Below are 26,094 nucleotides of genomic sequence, written 5' to 3'. Positions count from 1 at the left end.
TCCTACGCACAAATACGCACATACGAAGGTAGGGCCTTTACTTTAGTGTGAGGCGGTCGTTCGGCGCGTTTTCCGTGAGCCGCAGGGAAAGTTGCGGCAGAGACCCCCGGAAAAAAGCCCGAAACGAAGCACGAACGAGCCGCCCGCCTCGAAAGGGGGCCCTCTTCCTTCCCGAGCGACGGAGCGGCAACTTAAGGAGAGATTCCACCATGACGAAGAACACCAAGGAAAGCGCTACGGTTCTCCCCAAGCTTTCCCGCCGTACGTTCCTCGGCGCGGCGGGTGCGACGGTTGCGGGTGCGGCCGTCCCCTGGTCGACGCTCGAAGCCGAAGTCGCGCAGTTGAAATCCGAAGGTTGGGAGGCGCGTCCCTGCGCCTGCAACGTTTGCGGCGGCTACTGCGGCCTTCTGGCCATGCACAAGAAGGGCGAACCCTTCACGCCTCAGACGGTCAAGATCATGCCGAACCCCTCGCACCCGCAGCGCGGCTGCTGCGCCCGCGGGGCGTCCGCCGTCTGGGCCTGGGCGCATCCCTTGCGCCTGAAGAAGCCCATGAAGCGCGTGGGCGCCAAGGGCGAAGGGAAGTTCGAAGAAATTTCCTGGGATCAGGCGCTCGACGAAATCGCCGCCAAGGTGAAGGCGATCTGCGAAAAGGACGGCGAACGCGCCGTCGCGATGACGAGCCACAACTTCTCCTCGATGCAGAAGTGGTTCGGTGCGGCGCTCGGCACCCCGAACGTGATCGGGCACAGCTCGACCTGCAACAGCGCCTCCGTCATGGGGCGTCGCATGGTGTTCGGCAAAGGCTTTGACAGCGCCGGCAAGGTCGAACCCGACTACGAACGCGTGAAGTACCTCCTTTGCATCGGTCGAACGCTCAACTGCGCCATGGGCGTTTCGAGCGTCCTCGCCCGCGCCCGCCAACAGGGTGCCCGCGTGCTTTTCGTCGATCCGCGCATGCCCGAAGGGGCGTTCGGCGACGCCGAGTGGCTCCCCATCAAGCCGGGTACGGACTCGGCTTTCATCTACGCGCTCGTGAACGTTGCGATCCGCGAAAACCTCGTCGACCGCGCGTTCCTCGCGAAGTGGACGAACGCTCCCTACCTTGTCGAGAAGGACTCCATGAAGCCCGTGACGGCCGCCGAATGCTGCCCGAGTGCGACGGACGGCACGGCCTTCGTCGTGATGGACAAGACCTCCGGCGAGCTTCGCCCCATGGGGCTAGTCAAGGACGAAAAGGGGACGGTCACGGGTTTTGCGCAACCCGAAGGGGTCGATCCCGACCTCGACTTCACGGGTACCGTGACGGGTCCGAACGGTGCGACGCTTGAGGTCGAAACGGCCTATGCGGTCTTTGCCCGTACGGCCTCGAAGTGGACGCCCGAAGAAGCTTCCGCCGTGACGGGGATTCCCGCCGAGCGGATCGCGACGGTCGCGCGCGAATTCTTTACGTTGGGCGGCGTCTGCGACGACGGTTGGTATTCGTCGCGCAACGGGAACGACAACGAAGCCTATCAGCTGATGAGCGCTTTGAACCTCTTTACGGGTTCGCTCGATCAGAAGGGAGGTTTTGTCGTCACTCAGGGCGGCGGCCTCAAGATGCCTTCTGCGTCCTCGAGCGGCACGAAGGGGAAGGGCCCCGCCGGTCAGACCTGGGAAATTCCCTTCGGGAAGGCCCTCGACAAGGAAATCTACCCCGAAAGCTCGGGCACCTTCTCGGCCGTCTTCGAAGCGATTCTGCACGAGAAGCCCTATCCCGTTCGTGCCGTCTTCGTGACGGGCTCGACCATGTTCCACCGCGAAGCGAATTCGAACCGCATGGCGGAAGCCCTGCGCGCGCTCGAACTCCTCGTCGTGCAGGACATCCTCCCGCACGAAATCATCGACTACGCGGACTATGTGTTGCCGTCCACGATGTTCCTCGAATGGCACGAGTACGCGGGTGTGAAGTGGGCGCTCGACGGCAACATCCAGTTGAACAGCGCCGGTCTCACGCCTCCCGAAGGCTGTGAAGCGCGCCATGAAATCTGGCAGTTCTGCGAAATCCTGCGCCGCGCCTATCCGGACCGCGCCGCCGATCGTTTGGGCTATGCGAAGGAATGCCGCACGACCGAAGAATGGAAGGCGTGGTTCGACGGCATGACCGAAAAGGCCTGGGCGAAGTTCATCGCGTCGAAGAACGAATCGAAGCCCGGCGAAGGCGACCGCATCGCCGCCGAAATCGCCGAAAAGGGTTGGTGCCGTACGGCCGAAAAGAAGTTCGGGGTCTATCCCTACAAGAAGCCCTTCGGCACGCCCACCGGGAAGCCCGAAATCGTCTCCTTCCTCTGCGCGTCGAAGTACCGGGACAAGGGTTTGAAGGGTCTCACCGACTTCGAATACCCGAAGGCCTACACGCAGCCGAAACCCCGTTCGGACGAATTCTTCCTCGTCTCGGGGAAGGACAGCGCGTCGTGCTCCGGGGTGACCATCTTCACGTGGCCCACGAAGTTCCTCGGGGACCGGACGCTTTGGATGCACCCCGTCGACGCCGAACGTCTCGGGATCTCGACCGGGGACATGATCGAAGTGACGGGTATCGACACGGGCGTCAAGGGCGAAGCGCGCGTGACGGTCACGAACCGCGTCATGCCGGGGAGCCTTTTCTCGCACGGCTTCTCCGGGGGCGTTCGCACGAAGAACCTCCCGCCCGAATACGCCTGGGTGCGCGAAGGCATCAACTCGCACTGGTTCGCCACGGGCTTCGCGCAGCCCGTCTGCGGCAACCTCGCGAACAACAGCTCCGTGCGCGTGAAGCGCCTCTGAGGCCGAAGGAGATCCGAGAATGACGGACAAGAAACAAAAGAAACTCGCGCACCTCTTCGACGCCACGCAGTGCGTCGGGTGCTCGGCGTGCATCGTCGCGTGCGCGCAGACGAATTATCCCGACATGCTGACGGGTGAAGTGGCCGGTTGGGAGTGGCTCCCGTCGAACATCCGCAAGGTGACGGTCGAGCGCGCACGGCGCCCGGTGCAGATCCTCGTGCAGTGTCAGCAGTGCGAAAACGCGCCCTGCATCTCGACCTGCCCCTTCGGGGCGAACTATCACGACCCCGAAACGGGGCTCGTGAAGACCGACCCCTCGCGCTGCGTGGGTTGCAACTATTGCATTGCGTCCTGCCCCTACGACGTGCGTTGGTCGCACCCGGAAACGGGTCTGCCGATGAAGTGCATGGGCGAAGGCTGTCACGAACTCGTCGAGCAGGGTCAGGACCCCGCGTGCGTTGCGGTCTGTCCCGTGCACGCCCGCATGTTCGGCGACGTGTCGGACCCCGAGAGCCCGATCTCGCGGAAGCTTCGCGCGGTCAAGTCTGAAAAGCTTCTCCCCGAAAAGGGTACGAAGCCCAACTTCTTTGTGGTGGTGAGCAAATGACCTACGAATACATGGAATTGACCCGGCAGGCCGCAACGAGCCACTGGGGTTGGACGATCGCCTTCTTCCTCTGGTTCGTGGGTCTCTCGGGGATGAGCCTCACGGTGAACTACTGGCTGAAGTCGCGCCGCTTGCACTACCTCGCCACGGGCGCGGCGCTCGTGGGGACGCTTCTCGTCGTCTCCCACTTGGCCCGCATGCTGAACCTCCCGATGGCGGCGATCAACGCGCTCATCGAATGGAAGTTCAACTTCACGAGCTGGATGTTCATCGGGATCTGCATCCTGGCGGTGCTTTGCGTCGTCACGATCCTGCAGGCCTGGGTGATGTGGCGTGCCGAAAAGGCGGGCGAAGTCTCCTCCTGTGCCGAATCGAAGGGGATGTTCCTCTTCGACGCGGTCCTCGGGGTGGCGGCGACCGCTTACTCGGGGTTCCTTCTCACGCAGGCCGTGGGCGTTCCCCTCTGGACGACGGGTGCGCTTCCGATCCTCTGGATCTTCTCCGGTCTCGCGTGCGCCCTCGGCACGGTCGAAGTCATGACCGCAACGCGGTGCCTCGAAGGCGGGGAACGCACGTGGGTGCCGACGGCCGCGACGATCGTGCACCTCGGCGAAGCGTTCGTGCTCTTTGCCTTCGTACACGTCGCCTTCCAGGGGACGCCGGGGTCGGTCGCAGGTGCTCAGAGCCTCGTCTCGGGCGACGCCTCGACCCTCTTCTGGGCGGGTGCGGTCGGCGTCGGGATCGTTGTTCCGATGCTTCTCTCCTTCGCGAAGAACCACACCGCGGCTCTTCTCGGCGGCCTCTGCGCGATCCTCGGGGCTCTCGCCCTTCGTGCGTCGGTCCTCTTTGCGGGGTACTTCGAGCCGATCCTCTTCTGATGAATGAGAAGACGCCTCCTTCGCCCGCTTGCGGGTTGAGGGATGCGTCCGAAACCTCCTGAAAGAGCGGGGGCGCACCGAGAAACGGTGCGCCCCCGAAATTTTTTGAAAGACCCGAGCCGAGATCGAAGAACGGGCGATTCGCTTGTAACGGGAGGTCGCTCGCAAAAGGAGGTTGAGCATGTGTTGCTCGACGGGCGGGCCGAAGCCGTTCTCAGGCGTCAGAGTGTTGAGGCGTGCGGCACTTCGTTGTCGAGTTCAACGAGAAGCCACGTAGAGCGGGCGTATTCTTCCTCGTTCGCATACTTCTCAACGGACGAAGCCTCCGGGATGACGGCTCCCGCATCGCGCTCGGCTTCCATCCAACCGGCGGCTGCCTCGCGAACCGCGGCCTCGATCTCTTCGAAAGCATCGACCTCGGTGACGACGCCCGGCAGGTCGGGCACGACGGCGGTGTAGGCGAGGGGTTCCGTTTCTTCGGACTTCCAAACGGCAACGGGATACTTCATGGCGATTGCAGTGAGTAGGTGCTTACTTTCTCTGCTTCAGCCGGTCGATCCCGTACGCGGCGGCAAAGAGGAGCGCCGCATAAAGGAAGGCTTCCGAAGGCTGCGTGCCGACGAGCAGGAAAATGGCAAAGGCGAGAACGGCCAGGCCGCCGTTTTCGACGATGGGGTGGCGTTTGCGAGGCATGGGTCGGGTAGGTTGAAAGGTTGAGCGGTCGGGTTGGTGCGCTCGGGACGGACCAAAGTCAGACAGCGAGCGTGGGTCCGACCATTCTACGCCGTCCGGCGAATTGGCCTGCCTCGGACAAACGAAGAGGGCGACCGACATACGATCGCCCTCGTAGCTTCAGACCCTCAAGCCGACATGTATCTCACGAAGCTCGCAACAGGGAATCCCCGGGGCTTCGTCGGCCGTTGCGACTCAGGGTTTGCGGCAGGAAAAGCGCAGTTCGGCGGAGCCCGCGCGCTTCAGGTCTTCGTTTTCGGCGTCCTCGGGATCTTCGATCTCGGCTGCGGGGGCCGCGTCGACCGTGAAGGACTCGACGTGCAGGATCAGATCGTCGTCGTCGCAGAATTCGGCGGCGCTTTCAAAAAGCGCGGCCTTGACTTCGGACAAGTCCGTGCCGTAGGCGCTCGTCAAGTAGACGCCGTCACCCATCGCGACGGGTTCCTGGATGGGGATCCCCGAGCAGCCCGCGAGGGCCGCAAGTGCCGTGCATGCACCCGCGAGAAGAAATGAGCGGGTAAAGCGATTGCGTGTCATAAGTCCACCTCCGTTCGGGAGAAAGTCTCGCAGTGTTCATGCAACCGCGCCCGGCAAACACCTTTCGGAACGCCTTTGGGAATACCTTTACGGCGGGCGCTTTCAGGCCTCTCCTCACCTCTACTATCGCGCGTTTCGAGGGGCTCGGGAAGGGAAAGTCGTATCGAAATATGAACGCGCGTTCAGGGATTTCGATAGGTTCGTGAGCCTCTCATGGGTAAGCCGAGGGATTCCTGCGAGCTCAGTGCGGGAACGGCTCGCGCTTCGAGCGGCGCAGGCTCTTGGGGAGGGCCGGCAGGCAACGGTAGCCGATCACGGCGAGGAACGCGACGACGACGAGAATGAAAACGGTGGTAGCGGTCACGACAGCCTCCTTCGGAAAGTGTCCGGAACGGTTGACGTCGTATAAATCGTAAATCGACCGAGCGTAAAAACGGTGTCAATTTCGCGAGAGAGTTTCGGGCAGGAAATCGATTTCCTTTGTGCCGAGACGGGAGGGGCGGAATAGGAAAATGAGTTTGAAGCCCTTCGGAATCGGACGCGATGCGAAAGAGCGCCCGAGCCGAACCGGTTTTCAGATTCGCCGCATTTTTTCCCCCGTGTTTGTCCTCCAAGGAGAGTCGCCATGACCCGAAAATCCCCGAATGCGGAAACCGCACGAGTCGTCCCGTCCGTAATGACGTTGCGTCGCACGCTCCTTGCAGCGGGTGCCGCAAGCACGATGGCTGCTCTGGTTCCGGGTGCGGTCCGCGCCGCAGCGTCCGCTGATGCTGCGGGAGTCTTGAGCCCGTCGGGCCGCACGATCGTGATCTTCTTCTCGCGCACGGACCACACCGCGACGCTTGCCGAACGCGCGGCCCAAAAGCTCGGCTGCGAACTGCTGCGCCTCGAGTTGCGCGAACCCTATGCGTCCGATTACGGCGACATGACCGACATCGCCCGTGAGGAAAAGAGGAGCGGCAAACGCCGCGAAATCGCGACGGCGATTCCGGACCTTGCGGCTTACGACACGGTGTATCTCGGCTCCCCCTACTGGTGGGGCGGCATCTCGGTTCCCGTCATGACGTTCCTCGCCGATCATCCGCTTGCCGGCAAGCGCGTGAAGCCCTTCGTCGTCTCGGCTTCTTCCGGCCCCTCGGGTGCTTGGGCGGATCTTCGCAAAGCCTGCCCCGAAGCGAAGCTCGAAGAAGGATTCCACACGACCGAATCCTCCCTTGAAGGGAGCCTCGACGAATTCGACGCGTGGCTCGCGAAGTAAAGCCGGCTTCGCTTTCCCCCAAGGAGTTTACCCCCCCCCCCCTATCGCCAACGTGCGTGGAGGCCCGCTGTTTTTTGCTTCGGTCGGGGCTCCGCGAAAAAACACCGCACACTCAGGACACTCATCATGACGGACGACCTCAAAACCATCCCGTTGATTCCCCGCCGTCGACTGCTCCAAGGGGCGGCCGCCGCAGCCGCGGGCGGCGCGCTTTTCCCGGCCCGCACGGCACGAGCTGCGGGCTCGTCCAAGAAAGTCACAATCGTGACCGGGAGCCCGCATCGTCGCGGAGCCACGTTTCTGCTTGCCGACGAATTCATCCGCGGCGCCCGCGAGGTCGGGGCGGAAGTCTTCCGCTTCGATGCCGCCTTCAAGCGCGTTACGGCTTGCAGCGGGTGCGATCACTGCGGGCTCGGCGCCGCCGACTGCGTCTACCGCGACGACATGTTCGAACTCAACCCGCACCTGATCGACGCGGACCTGATCGTACTTTGTTCGCCTCTCTACTACTTCGGGTTCTCCGCCCAGCTCAAGCTCGTCATCGACCGCTTCTACGCGATCAACTCGCAGCTGCACTCGCCGCGCGAGGCGGTGTTGCTCTCGGCTGCCTGGAATACGAACGACTGGACGTTCCCGGCGCTTGAGCACCACTATGAGACGCTCGTTCGCTACATGGGGTGGACGGACGTCGGTCGCGTCTGCGCGATCGGGAGCGGCACCCGTTCGAGCTGCGAAGGGACCGAATTTCCGAACGCCGCCTACGAACTCGCGAAGCGCGTCTGCCGTTCGGAGTAAAGCCATGAGCCCCCGCGAACTTCTCGAGTGCTTTCAGACGGCGGGCGGTTCCGCCGCGGCCTGGGAGCGACGCGTGCGCCTCGATCAGGGGCTGCTTGCCGTGCTGGCCTTTCTCATGCTTGACCGCTATACGGGCAACATCGCGCACGAGGCGGCGGGCGTTCTGATGCTCGCGCCCGTGATCCTTCACGTCGCCGTGAACGTCAAATGGTGCCGGCGTGCTTTGGGGCTGAAGGATGCGCGCCCCGGGCGGGCACGCAAACCCCGCCCCGCGGGAGCGCGCGAAATCGTGTTGCGCCTTCTCAATGCGCTCCTTGCACTTTCCTTTGCGGCGTCGCTCGTCTCGGGCGTCATGTGTTCGCAAATGCTTTTTGCGACCTTCACGCCCGAAGACTGGCGGATGTCGCTCGAATACCGGGCGGCGCACGTGGGACTCTCCGTCTGGTTCTTCCTTCTTGCGGCGCTCCATGCGGGGCTTCACGCCGGGGTCTTCGTCGGGAAGACGACGGAGTCGCTGCGGCGCCTTCATGCCCGCGCCCCGTGGGGGGCGGGTGTCGGCGTCGCGCTTGCGGCCTGGGCGGCGGCGCTTGCCGCTTTCGGGCCGCGTGAGGCGGACCTGCTGATGGCGCTCGAAAACGCCTACATCCCGGTCGAGCGCGGGGAATGGCCGACCGCCATGCCCGCGGACCTCCTTGCGGTCTTCCTCGCGGCCGCAGGCACAGCGGCGCTCGTCGAGCGTACGGCGTCGGTCGCGAAGGAATGGAAGGAGAAGAAGCGCCGGGCGGCAGCCGAGCAGGCGAAGGTCGCGTAACGATCGGGTGGAAGCGCCTCGCTCTCTTCGAAGCTGAAACTCAAAATCAATGCCCAACATCAAAGCCCTCGCACCGAATTGGTTCGAGGGCTTTTATTCTTGTATATAATACTGTATGCAGGGATAAAAACTGGAAGAAGGTAATCGAACGGGGACATCACCCCCAAGCCCCTTATCGCAAAGCCATAAGCAAATTTCATTAGGTTACTTTTCTGTGGCTCCTTCGGGGGGATGAACTTGTAGGAATGCTCGTATATTTGAGCCACGAATCGCAGAACTTGCTTGGAGCCCATTTAGGGGTGGCTTATCAGGACGCCCCTCCATGGACAACTTGGTCCAGTTGGGCACGCTACCTGGTGAGGCTAGCTGGAGCGTCCTGAAGCAGGAAACGCTTCTGGTTAGACCAAATGAGTGTAATCACGCCGGAGCTTGCGGGTACGTCGAGCGATATAATCACATTTCGCCTCGGGAGTGCCATCGCCGACGAACGATGAAGCCGTGCTCGGCACGCAAGCCTGAAACCTAACCCATAAGCCCCTCGGTTAGCAGGTCTGGAAAATGTACTACGCCCGTGCGCCACGAAGCGTAGTCGCACGTCTGATGGTGCACTCTCACTTGGGTATGGTAGGGGCGCTTTAGGGAGAACCACATGCTTACATGCTTTGACGTGGCCGAGTATTTCCTCTCGAAAACTGAAGAGGATGCCGGCGATGTTATCTCGAACCTCAAACTTCAGAAGTTGGTCTATTACGCGCAAGGCTTCTGTCTTGCCATGTACGGTCGTCCACTTTTTAACGAGCGGATTGATGCGTGGCAACACGGCCCCGTGTGCCCGGCTCTGTACCACAAATACAAGGAGAACGGGTCTTTGGGCATCCCCGCCCCGACAGACGTCGATTTTCGTAAGTTCAGTAAGGAAGACTCTGAGCTGATGGACGAGGTTTACGAAGTATACGGGCAGTTTTCCGCATGGAAACTGCGCAATATGACGCACGAAGAGGCCCCATGGAAGAGCACGCCCATCGGGAGCGAGATTTCCCAGGCATCTATGGCGGAGTTTTTCAAGGAACGCCTGAATGACTAAGCGCGTTCCGAAGGTCAAACCGACACGCGGAAGATCAATTTCTGCGGTAGATCCGAGTATTGGAAGGCAGGATGCTTATTGTCCGATCTTTTCTTTCGAGTATATGGTAAGGGGTTACAGCGTCGATGACCTTCAGAAGAACGATCGGGCGGAGCTTGCTGTACAGCTGTTCAAACTGAGCCAAGTCACCTGGGGAGACCTCAAGAAAGTGGGGCGACACGCCCTTGGATTTGAGAAGATAGCTAGAGACGCGATTAGGGCTCCGATCCCGGCAGCGATTACTCCCGATGTCACCCTAATTGCCTTTCGGTTCAGTGGTCTCAAGTCGATGGTTGGATTTCGGAGTGAACGTATTTTCCACATTGTCTGGATCGATCACGATCGAACTGTTTACAAGCATTAACGGGCAGACTCCAGGTGGAGCGTTAGCGGATAGGCTACGTGAACGTCTGACGTACCAACCTTTTTCTGGAAAAAGGTTGCATCGCCGTCGAAGATGTTCAATTCCATCGAGTTGCTCGACGGCAGGCAAGCGCAGTCGAATACAAGTACTCAAAGAAGGAGAGTACCAAGCTTGGCCCTGAAAAGAATCGGCCCGGTCGACATCCAGTCGATCGGGCCGTTTTCTTTTCCCCGGGAAAGCGCAAGGCCACCCGGGAAAAGCCGACAAGTGAACAAGAAGCCGAGAGCCGAAGACCCGAGATTCCGAAAGAGACTCGCCGCCCGTGCATGCGGCAGTCTTTCAAATCTCTTCGCATCTTGCGATGCGCCTTCGTCCTTCAAACGTTCGGTATTTCTCTGCGCTTCCCGACGGTGCTTCGGTCCCGTGCATCGAACCGATCCCGTCGGGCGTGCAAAAGCGAGAGGAGCGTACCGAAGCGTCCGGAAGGACGCTTTGCCTCAGCGTTCAGTCGTCACGTCGTCGGTGCCTCACTTCGCCCAGGTCGGCGTCCCGTGCTTCTTGACGGGAGCGTCGATCTTGTAGGAGGGCGCCGTAATGACGAGGTTCGGGAGCGTGAGCGCCCCGTCCGCGAGCGGAGCGATCATGCCGTCGTCGCCGTACTTCGCGCGAAGTTCGTCGACGGGACCGAAGTCGAGGGCGCGCTGCGGGCAGGCGCCCACGCACGCGGGCATCAGGCCTTTTTCGAGGCGGTCGATGCACATGTCGCACTTCGTCATCTTCTTCGCCTCAACGTCGAGTTGCGGCGCGTCGTAGGGGCACGCAAAGGCGCAGGCCCCGCAACCGATGCACTCCTTGGGGTCGATCAGAACGAGACCGCGACGGTCGGCGTGCTTCTTGTGCGCGCCCGTGGGGCAGACCTTCACGCACGCGGGATCCGCGCAGTGGTTGCAGGAAACGGACGTGAAGTAGGCGACGACGTTCTGCGTCCAGGAACCGTCGGCGTTTTCTTTCCATTCGCCCCCTTCGGCTTCGAGCACGCGTCGGAAGGCGCGCCCGTCCTGGAGGTTGTTCTTATCTTTGCAGGCCACGACGCACGTGCGGCAACCCGTGCAACGCGTGGCGTTGAAATAAAAGCCGTATTGCTTGGTCATCGTGGGTTACTCCGTAAAGCGTTCGACCTGAACGAGGTTGGTGTGCGAGGGGTTGGCCTTCGCCAAGGGCGAGGGCTTCAACTGGGTCAAAACGTTGAAGCACCCGCCGCGATCGAGACCCGAGGCGTCGGGCTTGTACCAGGCGCCCTGCGGGAAGGCGACGAGATGCGGAATGATGCGGTTCGTGACCTTCACGGGAAGGACCAAAGCGCCGCGGTCGTTGAAGACCTTGACGCGCATGCCGGTCGTGAGGCCTCGGGCCTTCGCGTCGACGGGATTCATGAGAACGACGTCGGGATGCACTTCTCGGAGCCACGGCACGTTATGGTAGGTCGAGTGCGTGCGACCCGGCCCGTGGTAGCCGAAGGCTTCGAGCGGGTAGATGCGGCTCTTTTCGTCTTCGAGGAGCATTTCGTCCGTCGCGACGTAGCGCGGAATCGGGTGGATTTCCTGGCCCTTCCCTTCGGGGAGCTCCCATTCGGCCGCCATCTTCGCGAGGCGTTCCGAGTAGATTTCGATCTTGCCCGAGGGGGTCGAGAGGGGGAATTTCGCCGGGTCGCGGCGGAAGTCTTCCATCACGATGCCCGAGTCCCCTTCCATGCGGTACTTGTAGATGCCGACCTTCTGGAAGTCTTCGTACGTGGGCATTTCAGGGAGCTTCGCGCGGGTTTCTTCATAAACGCGACGCACCCAGCCTTCGAGCGTGAGCCCCTCCGTGAACTTCTCTTCGACGCCGAAACGCTTCGCGAGTTCGCGCATGATTTCCCAGTTCGGGCGCTGTTCCCACTCGGGATCGATCGCCTTCTGACTCATGAGAACGTAGTTCCAGTCGCCGACCGCATAGCTGTCCGCCATAAGGTCGACCGACTCCTGGTGGCAGACGTCGGGGAGGACGTAGTCCGCAAAGCGGCACGAGGGGGTCATCTGCGTGTCGACCGCAACGATCGTTTCGACGAGGCTTTCGTCTTCGAGGATCGGACGCAGCTGATTGATGCCGCCGTGCTGGTTGATGAGGGTGTTCGACTGCGTGTTCCAGATGAACTTGATGTTGTGACGGAGTGCCTCCGCACCGCGAATCGCGGCGTTCTTCGCGGTAAGCGACTTCGCGTCGACGACGGCGCGCGGCCACAAGAAGATCGGGAAACCCACCGTCACGGGGTTCGTGCCCGTCGGAAGGCCGCTCTCGAGCCCGTAGCTGTCTCCTTCGCGGGCGCCCGAATTCGTGCCGGGGAGCCCGATCTGACCCGTGAGGATCGGGAGCATCGCGATCGAGGTCGACTGCGTTTCGCCGTTCATGCGGCGCTGCGGAGCCCAACCCTGCGAGATGAAGCAGGGCTTCGTGTTCCCAATCTTGCGCGCGAGCCACACGATGCGCTCGGCGGGAATCTGCGTGATGCGCGCGGCGCGTTCGGGCGTCTTCGGCGTACCGTCGGGACCCTGACCGAGGATGTAGGACTTGTAGGAGGACCCCTTCGGCGCCGAAGCGGGAAGAGTCTCTTCGTCGTAACCCACGCAGTAGGTGCGCAGGAACTCGGTGTCGACGAGGTTTTCCGTAATGAGCACGTACGCGATCGCTTCGACGAGCGCGGCGTCGGTGCCGGGTCGAATCGGAATCCAGGTCGCTTCGCGGCCCGCGATCGTGTCGGAGCAAATGGGGTCGATCAGGATAAATTCGGTGCCGTTCTTGCGCAAGGCCGAGAAGGCTTCCCAGGACTGACCGCCCCCGGAAGCACGCGTCACGGCGGGGTTGTTGCCGAAGGTGACGTAGAGCTTGGCGTTGGCGACCTGGCTGAAGTACGACCCCTGGCCGTTTGCCTTCGAGCGCACTCCGCCGTAGTCGAACTGCCCGTAAAGGTAGGGCCACGCGTTCTGAATGCAGGCCGCAGAATAGTCGGAGTACCAGGCGACGGAGCCCCCGACGAGATTGAAGAAGCGGTACGTGGAGGCGGAGGAATTGACGAGCGCCTGATTGCCCGAGCCGTGCATGATCATGACGGCTTCGTTCGTGTGTTCGGCGATGGTCTTCTTCAAACGCGCGGCGATTTCGTCGAGCGCCTGCTCCCAGGAGATGCGTTCGAATTTGCCTTCGCCGCGCTTGCCGACGCGCTTCATGGGGTACTTCAAGCGTTCGGGCGCGTAGATGCGCTGGCGCATCGAGCGGCCGCGCTGGCAGGCGCGAACCTGCGGGCAGGCGCCATCAACAACGGTGTCTTCCGGACGACCCGTGTCGTCCGTTTCAATGCGGATGATGCGACCGTTCTTGCTGAAAACTTTCAGCTGGCAGCGCGAACCGCAGTTGACGGCGCAACCGCTCCAGGTCATGGTTTCAAGATCTTCGGCCGCCGCTTGAACCGCTTTCGCAAGCGTTGTCAACGGAAAGCCCATGAAGGCGAGCATCGCCGTGCCCGCCGAACCGGCCAAAAAGCCGCGTCGCGAGATGTTTGTAGGAGTCACTGTTATGGGGTCCTCAATGAAAAGGGGCCGTTTATGATTTTTCGAGGGAGAGAAAGTCAGGGATTGTACCAATGCCACCCTTAGGGTTTTCTACATATTCGGAGGGAATTGAGGAGTAGTCGGGCGGAAGTTGTGACGAAAAATGCGGGTAGAATGCCCGACGTGCGTGCCACGAATTTTGGTGTTTCCTACCGACCTTTGTTGCCGAAAGCAAATACGTGCTTCTCTCACGGACGTCTCGGGCAAGCCCTGGGGAACCTTTGAAATTCCGCTCCGTCCGTTTTTCTTTTTTCTCGAAGGATCGCATTCCGTGTCCCATACGCTTTACATCGCCGAAAAACCCTCCGTCGCCCGGGCGATCGCCGCCGAGCTCGGCGTCCTGCGTCGCGAGGAGGGCGCCCTCGTTTGCCGCGGCAACACGGTCGTCACCTGGTGCTTCGGGCACCTCTTGGAGCAGGCCGAGCCCGACGCCTACCTTACGGGGACGCCGAGCGGGAAAAACGGCAAAAAGCCTTGGCGCCTCGAAGACCTCCCGATCCTTCCGAAAACCTGGAAGATGCTCCCTAAAAGAGAGAAAGGGGCGGCGGCGCAGCTCTCGAAAATCGGGAAGCTCTTGAAAGAGGCTTCGATGGTCGTGCACGCCGGCGACCCCGACCGCGAGGGGCAGCTGCTGGTGGACGAAGTGCTCGAACACTTCCGATCGCGCCTTCCCGTGAAGCGCTTCTGGGTCTCGGCCGTCGACCCCGCGTCGATCCGCAAGGGCCTTGCGAATCTCAAAGAAAACCGCAACTACGCCGGGATGCGCGACGCCGCGCGCGGGCGAAGCCGCGCGGATTGGCTTCTCGGCATGAACCTCTCGCGCGTCTATACGCTCACCAACCCGGGGCCTTCCTCGGAGGACGCTTCGGGCGATTCGCCCGCTCCGGCGCATGCACCCTCCTACGGGTCTTCCTACGGTCGGAGACCCAAAGCCCGTTCGGGGCGATTCTCGAAATCCTCCGAATTTTCGAAATATTCGAAAGGCCGCTCGCGCGCGCCCTCGAACCTCATTGCCGTGGGGCGCGTACAGACGCCGGCGCTCGCGATGGTGGCGCGCCGCGACTACGCCGTGCGCCATTTCGTTCCCGTTCCCTTCTGGCGCATGGCGGCGGACTTGGAAAAAACGGGAATCGTCTTTCGCGCCGCCTGGAAGCCCGCGCCGGGGCAACCGGGAATGGACGAGGAGGGAAAGCGCCTCATTGACATCGCTCTGGGGCGGGCGCTCTACGAGAAATTGAAGGCCGAAAAGGAAGCGCGGGTACTTTCCGCCGCGACGAAGCGCAAAAAGGCCTATCCGCCGAAGGCCTACACCCTCGCCGACATCCAGATCGAAGCGAACCGCCTCTACGGGTTCGGGGCGGACGAGACGCTCTCCCTTTGCCAGGCGCTCTACGAAAAGCACAAGGTCGCCTCCTACCCGAGAACGGACTGCGGATACCTGCCGCGCTCGCAGCACGCGGAGGCTCCGAAGGTGCTCGAAGCGATCGCAAAAACCTGTCCCGCTGCCGCCAAAGCCGTGGCGGCGGCGAACCCCGCGCTCGTGAGTCCCACGTTCAACGACGCGAAAGTGACCGCTCACCACGGGATTGTGCCGGTCGCAAACTCCGTCGACCCCGCGGCCCTCTCCGAAAAGGAAAAGAAAATCTACCGTCTTATCGCCCGACGCTACGTCGCGCAGTTTTTCCCCGTGCACGAGTACGACGAAACGCGGGCGGAATTCGCGATCGGCGGCGAAACGTTCGCGGCCAAAGGCCGGGTCGTTGTGGTGTGCGGCTGGAAGGCGCTTTTTGAAAAGCCGGAAAAGCCGGAAAACCGTTCGGGTGCCTCCGCCCGAACGACCCGACGCGCGACCGAAAAAGCGGGCGAATCGGACGAGGCCGAAACGGATGCGTCGGGTGCCAAGTCCGACGAAGACCGCTACGCCAAGCAGCGCCTGCCGGAGCTCGTCAAGGGCGAACTCGTCCCCGTGCGGGAGCTGATCGGGACCGAATCCCAAACCGAGCCTCCGGCCTACTTCACGGAAGGGACTCTGATTGCCGCGATGGAAAACATCTGGCGTTCGTTCGACGACCCGCACATCCAGGCGAAACTCAAAGAGGCGGGCGGGATCGGAACGCCCGCAACACGCGCCGCGATCATCAAGGAGCTTCAGCGCAAGGGCTATCTCGTCGCCGAAGGCAAACACCTTCACTGCACGCCCGAAGGCCGCAACGTCCTCCTCCAAGCCTCCCCCAAGGTGCGCAGCGCCGCCATGACGGCCGCTTTCGAAACGAAGCTTGCGCTCGTTGAAGCGGGCGAATACGCGCTCGACGCGTTCGTTGCGGAATTCGAAGCGTTCGTCGCGGAGGAGGTGAAACGCCGGAAAGGTGCGTGAGCGACCTTCTTACGTCCCGCCGACCTTTCGGGAAAAGACCATTCCGTTCTTCCCGGGGATCGGCGTCTTTTCCGTCCGTGGCGTGCCCTCCGTTGCGGCCTCTTCGGCCCGACCGAAACGCCTTGAAAAGCGCGAAATAAGAAAGGACGTCGACCTCGGGAGTCGGCGTCCTTCCGGTACAAATCGGCCTTCGGTGCGATCAGCTCGCAGCCGTGCGGTTTTCCTCTTCGACCTCGAAGGGCAGGCCCTGCGCCTTCACCGTCGCTTCGAAGAACGACCAGATCGCCGCGGAAATCGTCGTCTGGTACTTGGTTTCGATGATGTCCTTGATGACGGGCTTCAATTCCGTCGGAATGCGGCCCGAGGTGTTCGTCGAGAGGTCTTTCGAAACCGTGTGTTCCGTGACGGGGAAGGGAAGCGTCCCCGTGCGGGCAATGTAACGGCAAAGCGTCTTGATCGCGTCGGAGGGCGTCAGACCGAGGTCGGCGAAGATTGCGGTCGCTTCTTCCTTGAGGGCGCGGGGGAGGCGGGACGAGATGACCGTGGTGGCGTTGCGGGGTTTGGGGTAGGGATACATCGGGAAATGGCCGTGAAGGGTTGAAAGAACGAGGACGAGGGCGAACGGCCTGAAAACCGTGCCGACTCGTATTTTAGCCCGTTGTTAACGGGGAGTGTACGGGAGAAGCGCTTCCTTGGGGGCGGTAGGACGCTGTTTCTTGGGAGGGAAAACCCGAGGGAACACGTGAAAAAAGACCCCCGCCGTGGAATTCCGGCGGGGGGAAGCGCCTCCCCGGAAGGGGAGGCCGTTGAAGTGCGACTCAAACGCTTCGGGTGTTCCCGAAGGGTTCGGTCGGGATCAGAAGGCGTAACGCAAGCCGAGCGTGCCTTCGCTCGCCGAGTAGCCGTTCGAGCCCGAGGCGTAACCGAAGTGGCCCCAGACGGAGAGCGAATCCGTCACGCGCCAGTCGGCGCCCGCGCGAACTTCGGCCTGGTCTTCGGCACCCATCTGCTCGACGGTCACGTTCGACATCGTGACGCCGTAGGTTTCGGTGTTGTGGATCCAGTTGAGTTCGACGTAGGGGGAGAACCCGCCCGTCGTCTTCCCGAAGGCGTAGGTCTTCACACCCAGCTTCGTGCGGATGTTGTCCTTCCCTTCGAAGGTCACGTCGTGAACGTCGTTCGAGATGTCGTCCGCTTCGTAACCGAACCACGTGACGGAGACGTGCGGTTCGACGTAGATGTCGCCTGCTTGACCGTGCGCGTCGTAGGAGAAGGCCTTGAAGCCCCAGCCCGCTTCGAGCGAGGCGGAGAGCCCGTTCCCGTCGGCGGTTTCGGAGACGTTCAAGCCCTTCACGTCGCTCTCGGCGTCGGTCCACATGAGCCAGCCGTCGACGTAGGGACCCGTGCGGTCGGCGCCCTCAAGCTGCCACCCCGCATAGATACCGGCACCCCACGCGTCCGTGTCGGCACGGGATTCGAGGCCCGTGCGCGTCGAACGGCTCTTCGTGTCTTCGGTGGCGTAGGAGAACATCGCCCCCGCGTACCACGTGCCGCCCGCCGCAAGTCCCGAAAGGACGTCGGAGCCGAGCGTCGTGGTCGAGGCCGTGTCGTGCACCGAAATCTGGCCCGTCGAATCGCCGTAGCGCTCGTGCGAGACGTTTTCAACCACCCAGAAGGCGTTGGCGATCGACCCGTCGGCGTTTGCTTTGAGCCACGAGCGGTTGCTCATGCGGTCGTGAAGCGACAAGTCGAAGAGCTGCGCCGCGGCGGCAACCCCCAAGTAGGAACCGGCCGTGACAGTCGTGTTGCGAACGTCGCCGTCACCCGTGATGCTCGAAAGGAACACGTCGGTGCCGTTACTCGCGTCGTCCTTGCGAACGAGCGTGTAGTCGTAGGCACCCGCCGTCAGGGCTTTCACCTCGGCACCCGTCGCGTCGACGAGATTCACGGTGAAGCCCTCGGCGGCGCTCGCCGTGTCGACGAGCTGGATGCTTTCTTCGGCTCCCTTATCGAGGTCCTTCGGCGTCACGGCAAGGTTCAAGGTCCCCGAGGCGGTACCCGTCACGCGGATGCCGTCGGAGCCGTTTTCACCAAGCCCCCACGTCACGCTCGTTTCTTCGGCGTTGTCGGCGGCCGGGCTCTTCCCGGTCTCGACGTCAAGCGCGAAGATGTTCCCCGCTTCGGCCGCGAGGTTTTGCATTTCGGCCACGCCGTCGACGACGATGCGCGAAGCCGCGGCGAGGTTGCCGAGGCGAACGTTGCCCGCAAGACGGGTCGAGCCTTCGAGGGCGCGCAGGTTCATGGCGGAGAGGTCTTTCGTGATTGCACCGGTGAGGGTGAGTTCTCCCGCACCCGTCTTCACGAATTCGCCCGAACCGACCGTGCGCTGCCGCACGTCGCCGTAGCCGCGCACGGAGTTCTTCCACGTGTAGTCGCCCTCGAGCGCGAGTTCGATCGTCGAACCCGAGGCGGTCGCGACGATGCCGCCGAACTGCTCGAGCGTACCCTTGGGGTCGTGCAGCACGAGGTCGCCGCCCGCGAGAACGAGCGCGCTCTCGCCCGAACCCGTAACGGCCGAACCCTCGGCGAATTCGGAGTTGCCTTCGGTAAGCGCGAGGATGTTGCGATCGGCCAGAGCGAGGGTGCCGTTCGCACCCAGGTCGAGCGCCTTCATGCGCACGGGATCGAGCACGCCTTCGGCCGCGGCGTTGAGCGTCACGACGGAGCGATCTTGAATCGCTTCGCCTTCTTCGCCTTCGGTCATCGTGCCGATCGAGACGCGGCTGCTTTCGGCAAAGGCGCCCGATGCGATCACGTCGACGACCGCCCCCAGGTCGATCCGGGTTTCACCCGTGTACGAATTGTCGGCGGCAAAGGTCACCGAGGCCGAATCGGGCGTGAGGTTGTTCGTGACGACGACCTTCGTATCGGCGCCGCCCGTGATCTCGGCATCGAGAAGATGCGTACCTTCGACGAGGGACTTCGACGCGTCGATGCGCAGGGTCGCGCTCGAGAGGATGTCGATCTTCGTGATGCCCGCACCGATCGCGAGGCTCTTGTTGTCGACGTCGGCAACCACCTTCGCACCCGTATGCACGTCGGCGACGTGCACCGTTTTGTCAGTCGCGTCCGGATCCCAGGAGGGCTGCCAGTATTCGACCGTGAAGGTTTCCGACGCGTTGCTCGCGTCGAGCTTCATTCCGGCCGCAAGGCGCTTGAGTTCGGTCTCGTCCGCATTGACGTCCGTAATCAGCGCGAGGACCGGGTAATCGGGCTCTTCGCCGATCAGGTCGAGAATCGACCCGTCGAAGGAGCCGTTGCCCGGCAAGCCGCTCGCGAAGTCGAGGTCTTTGATGTCGGCCTTGACGGTGACGGTCCCGCCCGTGTGAATGAGCTTGTGCTGATTCAGGTCGATTGCGTTCACCGAAACGCCCGAGGCGTTCCCGAAGTACCCGTCTCCGTTGCCGATGCGAATGCCCGGCGTGAAGTCGAGCGTGGCGCCCTCCGCCACCGTCAGGTCGCCCGCCAGGGCGATCGGAACGGGGGCCACGGTGCCGTCCGAGCCGATCGTCTTCAGGTTGTTGATGCCGAGCACCGACCCCGCACCGACTTCAAGTTTCCCTTGCTGCGATGCAAAGTGCGTAAGCGCGGAATTCGCGACGGACGTATCGGTCCCGATGACGAGCTCGGCGTTCGAGTAGGCGAGCGTGCCCGTGAAGGCTTCGTTCACGGAGGAAGCCGCGAGCGTGCCGCCCGCTTCGCGGTAGCCGAGCGAAACGCGGCCTTCGCCCGTCACGCCCGAGAGGTCGACCGAGCCCGCCGCGGGACCCGTGAGGTCGTAGTAGGCCGTGCTCGTCGCGTCGACCGCGACCTTGTCCGCGACGAAGTCTTTGCCCGCCGCCGGACCGAACGTAATGTTGCTCGAATTTTTGAGTACGTACGCGGCCGTTCCCGAGCTGAGGGCGAAGTTGCCCGAAGTCTCGGAAAATTCGACGCGCGCATCCTTGCGAGCCGCAAGGTTACCCTCAAAGAGCTTACCCTCGGCCGTACCCTGACGGCCCTCGAAGCGAAGCGCGGCACCCCGAGCGGCATCCTTCGCGTCGAGCGCGGCCGCAAATTTGGTGGAGGCCGCGGCCCCGATCGTAAGCGTTCCGCCCGTCACGAGCAATTCGGCATTATCCTCGGTCGTAACCGTACCGAGGATTTCGCCGCCCGAAGCGAGCGTTTGCGTCGCGTTGACGATGACGCCCGCGCCTTCATTGACGGAGAGCGTCCCGTAGGTGCCCGTCTTCGCGAGCGTTACGGTTTTGTCCGTCACGCGAATGCCGCCGTCGGGGTAACCCGTAATCGCAAGGTCGAGCGTCGTGTCGCCCGTTTGCTCGTCGGCCCCGGCAAGAAGGAGTTCGCCCTCCAGTTTCAGATCGGTTGCACGGTAGTTGATGCCGATACCCTTCGCGTCGCGGACGATGTTCGAGGTGTAGGTGATGTCACCCACGTCTTCGCCGTCCTGAAGGAGGTTGCTCGTCCATTCGCCGCCGGTTTGCGCATTGACGGTGATCGAATCGGCGTCGATCGAAGCCGTGGCCGTCGAACCCTCTGCCAGGCGTACGAGCCACGAGGTGGCGCCCGTCGCGTTGTCGACGGAAAGGAGGCTCTCCGAGGGAACGTCCGCTTGGAAAGCGGTGTTGTCGACGTCGATCACCATGTTCTTGAGCGTGAGACCGTCGGTCGCAATGAGGGCACCCGTCGCGTCGGATCCCGGAAGGACGGCGCCGACGCCGAGCTCACCGCCCGAAATGTCGATCGTCCGGAAGATGTGCTTCGTCCCCGTCGAATCGACGATACCCGAGGTCATCTCGAGAGACGCGCGTTTTTCGCGCGTTCCGGTGTTCGCTTTTTCGTCGATCGTGAGCCAACCGTCGTCGACCACGATCGTTCCGGTAAAGCCCGCTTCGCTGCCGTAGACCGCATGGTCGGCAAGGAGAATCGTGCCTTCGCCGCGCATGAGGGAGAGGTCGACGTCATCCGTCGTATCGGTGCCCGTGAGATTGAGCGTCGTCCCTGCGTCCACGCGGATCGTGCCGAGGTAGGTCGAGCCCGTTATTTCAAGGTCTGTAATGTCGAGCGTTCCCGAGGCGAGTTCAAGTTCGGAGCTCTCCGTCCCCGTCAGGGTCGAGCCCGCGGCGAGGGTGCCGCCTCCAAGGAGCTTGAGGGTGAGAAGCGACGGGGGGTTCGGATCGGATTCGAGCGCCACCGTGCCGCCCTCGGCCACGTCGAGCGTGCGAACCGACTGGGTGTTCGCCGTATCCTGACCGCCGTGGAGTTCGAAGGTCGCATTTCCCGCGACGTCGAGCGCCGCGGTGCCGAGCGCGCCCGCATCGGCCACGAGCGTGCCCGCTTCGACGTAAGCCGTCCCCGACATGACGGACTGCGTGTTGTAGAGGTGGAGCATTCCCGAGCCCGTCTTACGCAGGTCGCCCGTGCCCGTCAGCTTCGCGAAGAAGGACTGTTCGGCGGCGCCGTCGACCGTGAGTTCGAGGGCGTTCGAAGCCTCGGGCTTTTTGAGGCCTCGGAGTTCGAGCTCGGTCAGGCCGTGCGTCACGTAGAGGTCCCCGTCCTCAAAGAGCGTCGTGAAGTACCACTTGCCCGTGGCTACGCCCGTGTCGTCGTTCAAGTCGGTGCCCGCAAAGGTGCCGTCCGCGTTGAAGTAGCCCGTGAGGGTGGAGGAGTCTTCTTCGCTTCCGACGACATTGACGCCGACCGTGCCGTGAATCTGATTGGCGTTCGGATCGGCCGTCGTTTCAATGACGAGTCGACGGCTTTCGCTTGCGAGCGTGTCGAAGATGTGGTCGCCCTGCTGGCTCGGCGAGCCGTCGTCAAGGCCCGTCACAGCCGACTGATCGAGCAGAATCGTACCGGCGCCGTTCACGGTGACGGAGTCGACCCGCAGGGCGGGCGTAGTGTCGGTCAGGGCCGAGAAATCAAATTCGGAAAGGTCGAGCGTGCCGTTCGGCTTGTTGTCGCTCGGGTCGGCCCAGCCGATGCGGTTCAGTTCGAGCGTCGTATTTCCCGCATAGCGCAGCGTGCCGCCCGTGCCGACCGAAACGCCCGTCGTCGTACCGAGCTTCGAAGCTTCGGTCGTGAGGTTGAGGCTCGTGCCCGTCATGCGAAGCCAGCCTTTGTAGTCGGCCGAAGTCCCCTTAAACGTATCGGCAAGCGTCACCGCACCCGAGCCCTTCACTTCGACTACGTCCTCCGTGGTGCCCGAAAGCGCGAGATCGAGCCCAGAGACGCCTTCCTTCGCGGTAAGCGTGAGGCGGTTGTTGCCCTGGTCGTTCGTCATCGCGACGGCGTCGCCGAGGTAGGCCTTGTCGGCGTAGGCGAGCGTGAGGTTCGAGCCGTCGAGTTGAGTTTCACCGACTCCAGTCAGCAGGTTGCCGATGTTTTCCTCGTAGGTGACGTCCGACTTCACGAGTCGCACGTCATAGTCGGACGCGTTTTTGGACGAGGTCTTGGTGAAGAAATTGCGCGTCGTATCGTCGAAGACGAGCGCCTCACCGATCCGAAGGTCGTTGGTTTTTACGTTGGCGGTTTCAAGTGCGGCGTTTCCACCGATCGTGAGCGTCCCCCAAACCCGGGTGGTGCCCTGCACGGCAAAGGCCGAGTCGCCCGAAAGGTTCACGTCGCCGAGGTCCGCATCGCCGCGCGCGACGAAGCGCGCTTCGTCGCGAAGCGTCGTTTCGTTATCAACGGAGACGTCCCCCGAGATCGAAAGGTTGGCTTCGGAACTCGCTTCGAGCCGCTCGGCATCAAGTTCGCCCGCCGTAAGCCGGGCCTCGCCGGTCGCGGTGATCCTGTCGTAGACGTGCAGGAGTCCCTCCGTATGAAGGACCGAGGTGCCCGACGCGGCGACGAACCGTCCCGCATCGATGTTGTTGTCCGTCGTGAGTTGCGCCGAACCCGAGAGCTTGAGGTACTCGGTCGTGTTGAGTATCCCGTCGACTTGGAGCGTCGTGTCCGATGCGAGCGTCAGACCCGATAGGAAGTCGGTCGTCGAGTGCGACTTGATCGTGTTGTCGCCCGTGAGGTTCGCGCCGGGGTCGGTTCCGATCGTGATCGCTTCGCCTTCGAGTCGGGCGCTCGCCATCGTGAGGTCGTGCGTCGTCAAGTTGCCCGTTGCGGTAAGGTCGCTGCCCGGATCGAGCGTCGTTTCCCCCGTAACGACAAGCTCTCCGGTGACCGCGTATCCGGTATCGGGGTTGAGGTGAAGACCGCTCATCGTCGTAAGCAGCGCGATGCTTTCGTTCCCCTCGCCCCAAACGGTGGTCGTGCCCGTAACGGTGACGTTCTCTCCCGTGGCGTCGAGCACGGAGGAGCCGTTCAACTCAAGGCCGCCCGCGGACGTGAAATTGCCGCCCTTGACGGCGAGCGTCGAGGCATTGCCGAGTACGACCAAGCCTTGACTCGAAAAAGCGTTCCCTTCCGCGGTCGTACCCGTCGATTGAAGGGTGTTTTGGCCGCTGAAATCGGCGTTTCGGACCGTAAGGCCGTTGAGGACGTCGAAGGTCGTATTGCCGACCCGCAGGGCGTGATTGTCGGCGAGCGCCCCGTCGATGCGTTCGGTGACGCGGGCGTTTTGGGCCGTAATCGTGTTACCCGAGCCGAGCGACGTCTGACGTTTGAGGTCGACCGCGACGTCCTTGAGGTAGGTGCGACCCGTAAAGGTGTTGCCGCCCGCAAAGAGGTCGTTCACGAATGCGTCGTCGCTTTCGTAAAGCGTGTCGAAGACGAGCACCGAGTCGGTCGGATTCGTACCCGTCACGGCAATGCCGCCCGCACCCCACAGTTTCGCTCCGAACGTAGGCGTCCCGCTTTCGGCTTGAAGAGGAAGGACCTTCCCGTCATAGAGTTCGATCCCCGCCATGACGACGGTCGTCGAGACGGAGTTCTCACCCCAGAGAAGGCCGTTGATGTAGTCGGATCGGTCGCGGATGGCGGAGCCGTCCGAAACGAGCTTGAGGCCGAGCGCCGCTTCGCCGATCACGTACGCGGCGCGTCCGACCCGTTCGGCGCCGTCGGCCAGGTACTGGTAGAAAACGTTCGATTCGGAAGAACCCGCGTCGCCGTTACCCGTGCTGAGGTAGAAACGCTCTCGCAAATCGGTGTAATCGGGCCAGTGCTTTCCCTGATTGTAGATTCGCCCCGTCGTCGTCACGAGCGCCTGCTCGAAGCCCGCCGACTGCTCGGCAAGCGAAAGCATGGTGTCGCTCTCGCTCCCGAGATCGAGCGTCACCTCGCCCGAGGCCTCTCCGTTGAAGTGGAAATAGGTTTTCGGGGTGTCGAAGAGCTCCTTAAGGTAGATGTCCGTCACGTAGGTCTTCGCCGCGACCTTCGAATCGCCGAAGGCGAACGCGACGTCGCCCTCTTCAAAGTCGGTCGAGCCCTGAATGTGGGTCGTCCCGTTGTCGATTTCCATCGAGAGGTTGATGTCGTTGCCCGTCGACCAGGGGGTGTCTTCGTCCGGCGACCCGGGGGCGGCAAGCGCGCCGGGCGACGCGACGAGGCCTGCGGCCAAAAGCGCCGAGGCGACCGCCGCCGCACAGATCGAGACGGACTTCTTGCCCGCGGAACGTTGCAACTCCGATACGGCGGTCAAAGCACCGGTGCGGCGGTTCTTTTGAGTTTTGAATATGCGGTTCATAAGAAAACTCCGGAAATGAAAAATGCGCCGGCGGAACGCGCAAGAGCTCCGTTCCGATATTCCGAGTCCTTTGCAAACGGACAACCGAAACGAGGGAGCCGTACGAAGGCACGCGGAAAATGCACATGACGAACACTCGAGCGACGCCCGCGCGGTACGAAAGTCGGCTTCCGGGCCGACGGGAGGATCAACCGACGTGCAAAGGGGAGAAAAACCGTGAGAACGCCGCGGGCGCAACGGTACGCGCAAAAAAAGGGAAAAAGGCGCGTCGAGGCCTGTGAGGCCGCGGAAAGTCGGATCGAACGCCCCTCAATCGGGGACCCTTTTCCCCGGGGCTTTCGTGAAAAAAACACGAAAGTCGCACGAAGCCGACCGAAAATTTCCAACCTTGGGAACGATCATTGAAAGATCCTCCGACAATCTTATTGTCCGTAGGACGATCCGATTTTGTCCATACGGTTTTTCACGGGCACTTCGGGGTCTTTCGTACGCAAAAAATGCGGATTATTCGGAAAACAGCTGTAAACGCGCGGAAGGTATTTTTTGAATTGTCGTGTTTACCTTAAGAAATTGGAGGATATTTGAGAAGTCCGTGTATTTACAGGATTTTCGGGGGCGAATACCGCCCATGGCGAGAAGGACGGTCTTTAAAGCACTTTTTCCCGATTTCGCCGGATAAAAAGCGAATTTCCGCACCGCGCTCATATGCGTTGAAAAGAACCGTACCGAAAGCGGTGAAATCCGCAATAAAATTCGAATGGAACTGTCATCGGTTTTGAAGCCGCAGAGCCTTTCCGATCGCGCGCACGGTCTCGAAAACGAGCGAATTCCGAGGAAAAGCCCGAGGAAAAAGAACGCGCCCCGGAAAACCTCAGGTCTCCGGGGCGCGAGTCGTTTATGGGCTCGACGTCGAGCTCACGCCCCGATGCTCATCGAGCGGAGTCGAAGAGTCGGCGAGGCGCGGGGGCTGTCGAAATCGCGTCAGAGGGCTTCTTCGATCGGATCGAAGACATAGACGTGACGGCGTTCGCCCGTCCATCGGGCGACCTCAACGAGGGCGGTCGAGGCGATGTTGCCGCAGGCAAGTTTCGACGTGGGTTCGTCCATCGTGAGCGTGTTCGAATTCCCTCGGAGGTCGAGGATCCCTTCCTTCGTTTCGACGGGAGCGTACCATGCGCCGTGATGAAACACCACGACGCCCGGCATCACGCGCTCCGTTACGTAAGCGCCCGCCATGGCGCGACCGCGCCCGTTCGCAACAAGGACGAGGTCCCCGGAGCGGATGCCGCGCGCTTCGGCGTCCTTCGGATGGATCCACAAGGGTTCGCGCCCGTCGATGTTGGCGTAGTCGTGCGACACCGTGCCGTCCAACTGGCTGTGCATGCGGTAGCGGCTCTCCTGAGTTTGACAGTTAAAAATGGCGAGAAACCTTGCCCGGCAAGGGCTCTCGCCTGTTTTTCCACCGT

General features: G+C 62.2%; 18 protein-coding genes. 9 read left to right on the top strand and 9 right to left on the bottom strand.

Going from position 1 to position 26,094, the window contains the following annotated elements; translation table 11 throughout:
• The first annotated feature begins 209 nt into the window (after positions 1-209).
• From S6FBBBH3_RS07720 to nrfD, 3 genes are read left to right on the top strand one after another with little or no spacing between them, the layout of a single operon-like run.
• Positions 210-2,804: a molybdopterin-containing oxidoreductase family protein gene (locus S6FBBBH3_RS07720; RefSeq protein WP_120177196.1), complete on the top strand. Its 2,595-nt coding sequence runs from the start codon at positions 210-212 to the stop codon at positions 2,802-2,804.
• A 19-nt stretch (positions 2,805-2,823) separates the two neighbouring features.
• Entirely contained in the window at positions 2,824-3,411 is a 588-nt protein-coding gene (locus S6FBBBH3_RS07715) for a 4Fe-4S dicluster domain-containing protein (RefSeq protein WP_120177195.1), read from the top strand.
• Positions 3,408-4,289 (top strand): NrfD/PsrC family molybdoenzyme membrane anchor subunit, encoded by an 882-nt coding sequence (nrfD, locus tag S6FBBBH3_RS07710; RefSeq protein ID WP_120177194.1) that lies wholly within the window; start codon positions 3,408-3,410, stop codon positions 4,287-4,289. The genes S6FBBBH3_RS07715 and nrfD overlap by 4 nt, the downstream gene beginning before the upstream one ends.
• Positions 4,290-4,510: 221 nt before the next feature.
• Here the strand turns inward: nrfD and S6FBBBH3_RS07705 are convergent, their stop codons facing one another.
• From S6FBBBH3_RS07705 to S6FBBBH3_RS11350, 4 genes are all read right to left on the bottom strand, one after another.
• A complete protein-coding gene (locus S6FBBBH3_RS07705) occupies positions 4,511-4,798 on the bottom strand; it encodes a type II toxin-antitoxin system HicB family antitoxin (protein ID WP_120177193.1) in 288 nt (95 codons plus the stop codon).
• 22 nt (positions 4,799-4,820) lie between these two features.
• Entirely contained in the window at positions 4,821-4,982 is a 162-nt protein-coding gene (locus S6FBBBH3_RS11110) for a hypothetical protein (protein ID WP_170143882.1), read from the bottom strand.
• Positions 4,983-5,216: 234 nt separating this feature from the next.
• A complete protein-coding gene (locus S6FBBBH3_RS07700; RefSeq protein ID WP_120177192.1) occupies positions 5,217-5,558 on the bottom strand; it encodes a hypothetical protein in 342 nt (113 codons plus the stop codon).
• A 241-nt stretch (positions 5,559-5,799) separates the two neighbouring features.
• Positions 5,800-5,922, bottom strand: coding sequence for a hypothetical protein (locus S6FBBBH3_RS11350; protein ID WP_269460459.1), 123 nt, complete (start codon positions 5,920-5,922; stop codon positions 5,800-5,802).
• A 261-nt stretch (positions 5,923-6,183) separates the two neighbouring features.
• On the opposite strand from S6FBBBH3_RS11350, the gene S6FBBBH3_RS07695 reads away from it, so the two are divergent.
• The 5 genes from S6FBBBH3_RS07695 to S6FBBBH3_RS07675 all read left to right on the top strand — a co-directional run bounded on the left by S6FBBBH3_RS07695 (position 6,184) and on the right by S6FBBBH3_RS07675 (position 9,909).
• Positions 6,184-6,816 (top strand): flavodoxin, encoded by a 633-nt coding sequence (locus S6FBBBH3_RS07695; protein WP_120177191.1) that lies wholly within the window; start codon positions 6,184-6,186, stop codon positions 6,814-6,816.
• 126 nt (positions 6,817-6,942) lie between these two features.
• Positions 6,943-7,611 (top strand): flavodoxin family protein, encoded by a 669-nt coding sequence (locus S6FBBBH3_RS07690; RefSeq protein ID WP_120177190.1) that lies wholly within the window; start codon positions 6,943-6,945, stop codon positions 7,609-7,611.
• A gap of 4 nt (positions 7,612-7,615) precedes the next feature.
• Positions 7,616-8,422, top strand: a complete 807-nt coding sequence (locus tag S6FBBBH3_RS07685; protein ID WP_120177189.1) for a DUF4405 domain-containing protein — start codon at positions 7,616-7,618, stop codon at positions 8,420-8,422.
• Positions 8,423-9,071: 649 nt separating this feature from the next.
• On the top strand, positions 9,072-9,506 hold the full coding sequence (locus S6FBBBH3_RS07680; RefSeq protein WP_120177188.1) for a Panacea domain-containing protein: 435 nt from the start codon (positions 9,072-9,074) through the stop codon (positions 9,504-9,506).
• On the top strand, positions 9,499-9,909 hold the full coding sequence (locus tag S6FBBBH3_RS07675; protein WP_120177187.1) for a hypothetical protein: 411 nt from the start codon (positions 9,499-9,501) through the stop codon (positions 9,907-9,909). Before S6FBBBH3_RS07680 ends, S6FBBBH3_RS07675 begins: the two co-directional genes overlap by 8 nt.
• Positions 9,910-10,436: 527 nt before the next feature.
• Here S6FBBBH3_RS07675 and S6FBBBH3_RS07670 read toward each other — a convergent pair.
• Positions 10,437-11,060, bottom strand: a complete 624-nt coding sequence (locus S6FBBBH3_RS07670) for a DMSO/selenate family reductase complex B subunit (protein ID WP_120177186.1) — start codon at positions 11,058-11,060, stop codon at positions 10,437-10,439.
• A gap of 6 nt (positions 11,061-11,066) precedes the next feature.
• The gene (locus S6FBBBH3_RS07665) at positions 11,067-13,514 is read right to left on the bottom strand and encodes a DMSO/selenate family reductase complex A subunit (RefSeq protein ID WP_232008762.1); all 2,448 of its coding nucleotides are present in this window, start codon (positions 13,512-13,514) and stop codon (positions 11,067-11,069) included.
• 310 nt (positions 13,515-13,824) lie between these two features.
• Between S6FBBBH3_RS07665 and S6FBBBH3_RS07660 the strand changes: the two genes are divergently transcribed.
• Positions 13,825-15,927, top strand: coding sequence for a DNA topoisomerase (locus tag S6FBBBH3_RS07660; RefSeq protein WP_232008761.1), 2,103 nt, complete (start codon positions 13,825-13,827; stop codon positions 15,925-15,927).
• Between the two features lie 199 nt (positions 15,928-16,126).
• On the opposite strand, the gene S6FBBBH3_RS07655 is transcribed toward S6FBBBH3_RS07660, so the two are convergent.
• The 3 genes from S6FBBBH3_RS07655 to S6FBBBH3_RS07645 all read right to left on the bottom strand — a co-directional run bounded on the left by S6FBBBH3_RS07655 (position 16,127) and on the right by S6FBBBH3_RS07645 (position 26,047).
• Complete coding sequence (locus S6FBBBH3_RS07655) at positions 16,127-16,504, bottom strand: type II toxin-antitoxin system RelB/DinJ family antitoxin (RefSeq protein WP_120177185.1); 378 nt, start codon at positions 16,502-16,504, stop codon at positions 16,127-16,129.
• Positions 16,505-16,783: 279 nt separating this feature from the next.
• Entirely contained in the window at positions 16,784-24,628 is a 7,845-nt protein-coding gene (locus tag S6FBBBH3_RS07650) for an autotransporter outer membrane beta-barrel domain-containing protein (RefSeq protein ID WP_120177184.1), read from the bottom strand.
• 981 nt (positions 24,629-25,609) lie between these two features.
• A complete protein-coding gene (locus S6FBBBH3_RS07645; RefSeq protein WP_408646502.1) occupies positions 25,610-26,047 on the bottom strand; it encodes a molybdopterin dinucleotide binding domain-containing protein in 438 nt (145 codons plus the stop codon).
• Between the last annotated feature and the right edge of the window lie 47 nt (positions 26,048-26,094).

The organism is Sutterella megalosphaeroides (genome assembly GCF_003609995.1).
Lineage (GTDB): Bacteria > Pseudomonadota > Gammaproteobacteria > Burkholderiales > Burkholderiaceae_F > Sutterella > Sutterella megalosphaeroides.
The sequence above is the reverse complement of the archived record's forward strand: the minus strand, read 5'-3'. Positions and strand labels throughout refer to the sequence as shown.

Bases quoted from the DNA above. Each gene is read 5' to 3' on its own strand.
- S6FBBBH3_RS07675 (WP_120177187.1), top strand. From the start codon at position 9,499: ATGACTAAGCGCGTTCCGAAGGTCAAACCGACACGCGGAAGATCAATT.
- S6FBBBH3_RS07720 (WP_120177196.1), top strand. From the start codon at position 210: ATGACGAAGAACACCAAGGAAAGCGCTACGGTTCTCCCCAAGCTTTCC.
- S6FBBBH3_RS07705 (WP_120177193.1), bottom strand. From the start codon at position 4,798: ATGAAGTATCCCGTTGCCGTTTGGAAGTCCGAAGAAACGGAACCCCTC.
- S6FBBBH3_RS07655 (WP_120177185.1), bottom strand. From the start codon at position 16,504: ATGTATCCCTACCCCAAACCCCGCAACGCCACCACGGTCATCTCGTCC.
- S6FBBBH3_RS07715 (WP_120177195.1), top strand. From the start codon at position 2,824: ATGACGGACAAGAAACAAAAGAAACTCGCGCACCTCTTCGACGCCACG.
- S6FBBBH3_RS07700 (WP_120177192.1), bottom strand. From the start codon at position 5,558: ATGACACGCAATCGCTTTACCCGCTCATTTCTTCTCGCGGGTGCATGC.
- S6FBBBH3_RS07695 (WP_120177191.1), top strand. From the start codon at position 6,184: ATGACCCGAAAATCCCCGAATGCGGAAACCGCACGAGTCGTCCCGTCC.
- S6FBBBH3_RS07650 (WP_120177184.1), bottom strand. From the start codon at position 24,628: ATGAACCGCATATTCAAAACTCAAAAGAACCGCCGCACCGGTGCTTTG.
- S6FBBBH3_RS07670 (WP_120177186.1), bottom strand. From the start codon at position 11,060: ATGACCAAGCAATACGGCTTTTATTTCAACGCCACGCGTTGCACGGGT.
- S6FBBBH3_RS07685 (WP_120177189.1), top strand. From the start codon at position 7,616: ATGAGCCCCCGCGAACTTCTCGAGTGCTTTCAGACGGCGGGCGGTTCC.
- S6FBBBH3_RS07680 (WP_120177188.1), top strand. From the start codon at position 9,072: ATGCTTACATGCTTTGACGTGGCCGAGTATTTCCTCTCGAAAACTGAA.
- S6FBBBH3_RS11110 (WP_170143882.1), bottom strand. From the start codon at position 4,982: ATGCCTCGCAAACGCCACCCCATCGTCGAAAACGGCGGCCTGGCCGTT.
- S6FBBBH3_RS07690 (WP_120177190.1), top strand. From the start codon at position 6,943: ATGACGGACGACCTCAAAACCATCCCGTTGATTCCCCGCCGTCGACTG.
- nrfD (WP_120177194.1), top strand. From the start codon at position 3,408: ATGACCTACGAATACATGGAATTGACCCGGCAGGCCGCAACGAGCCAC.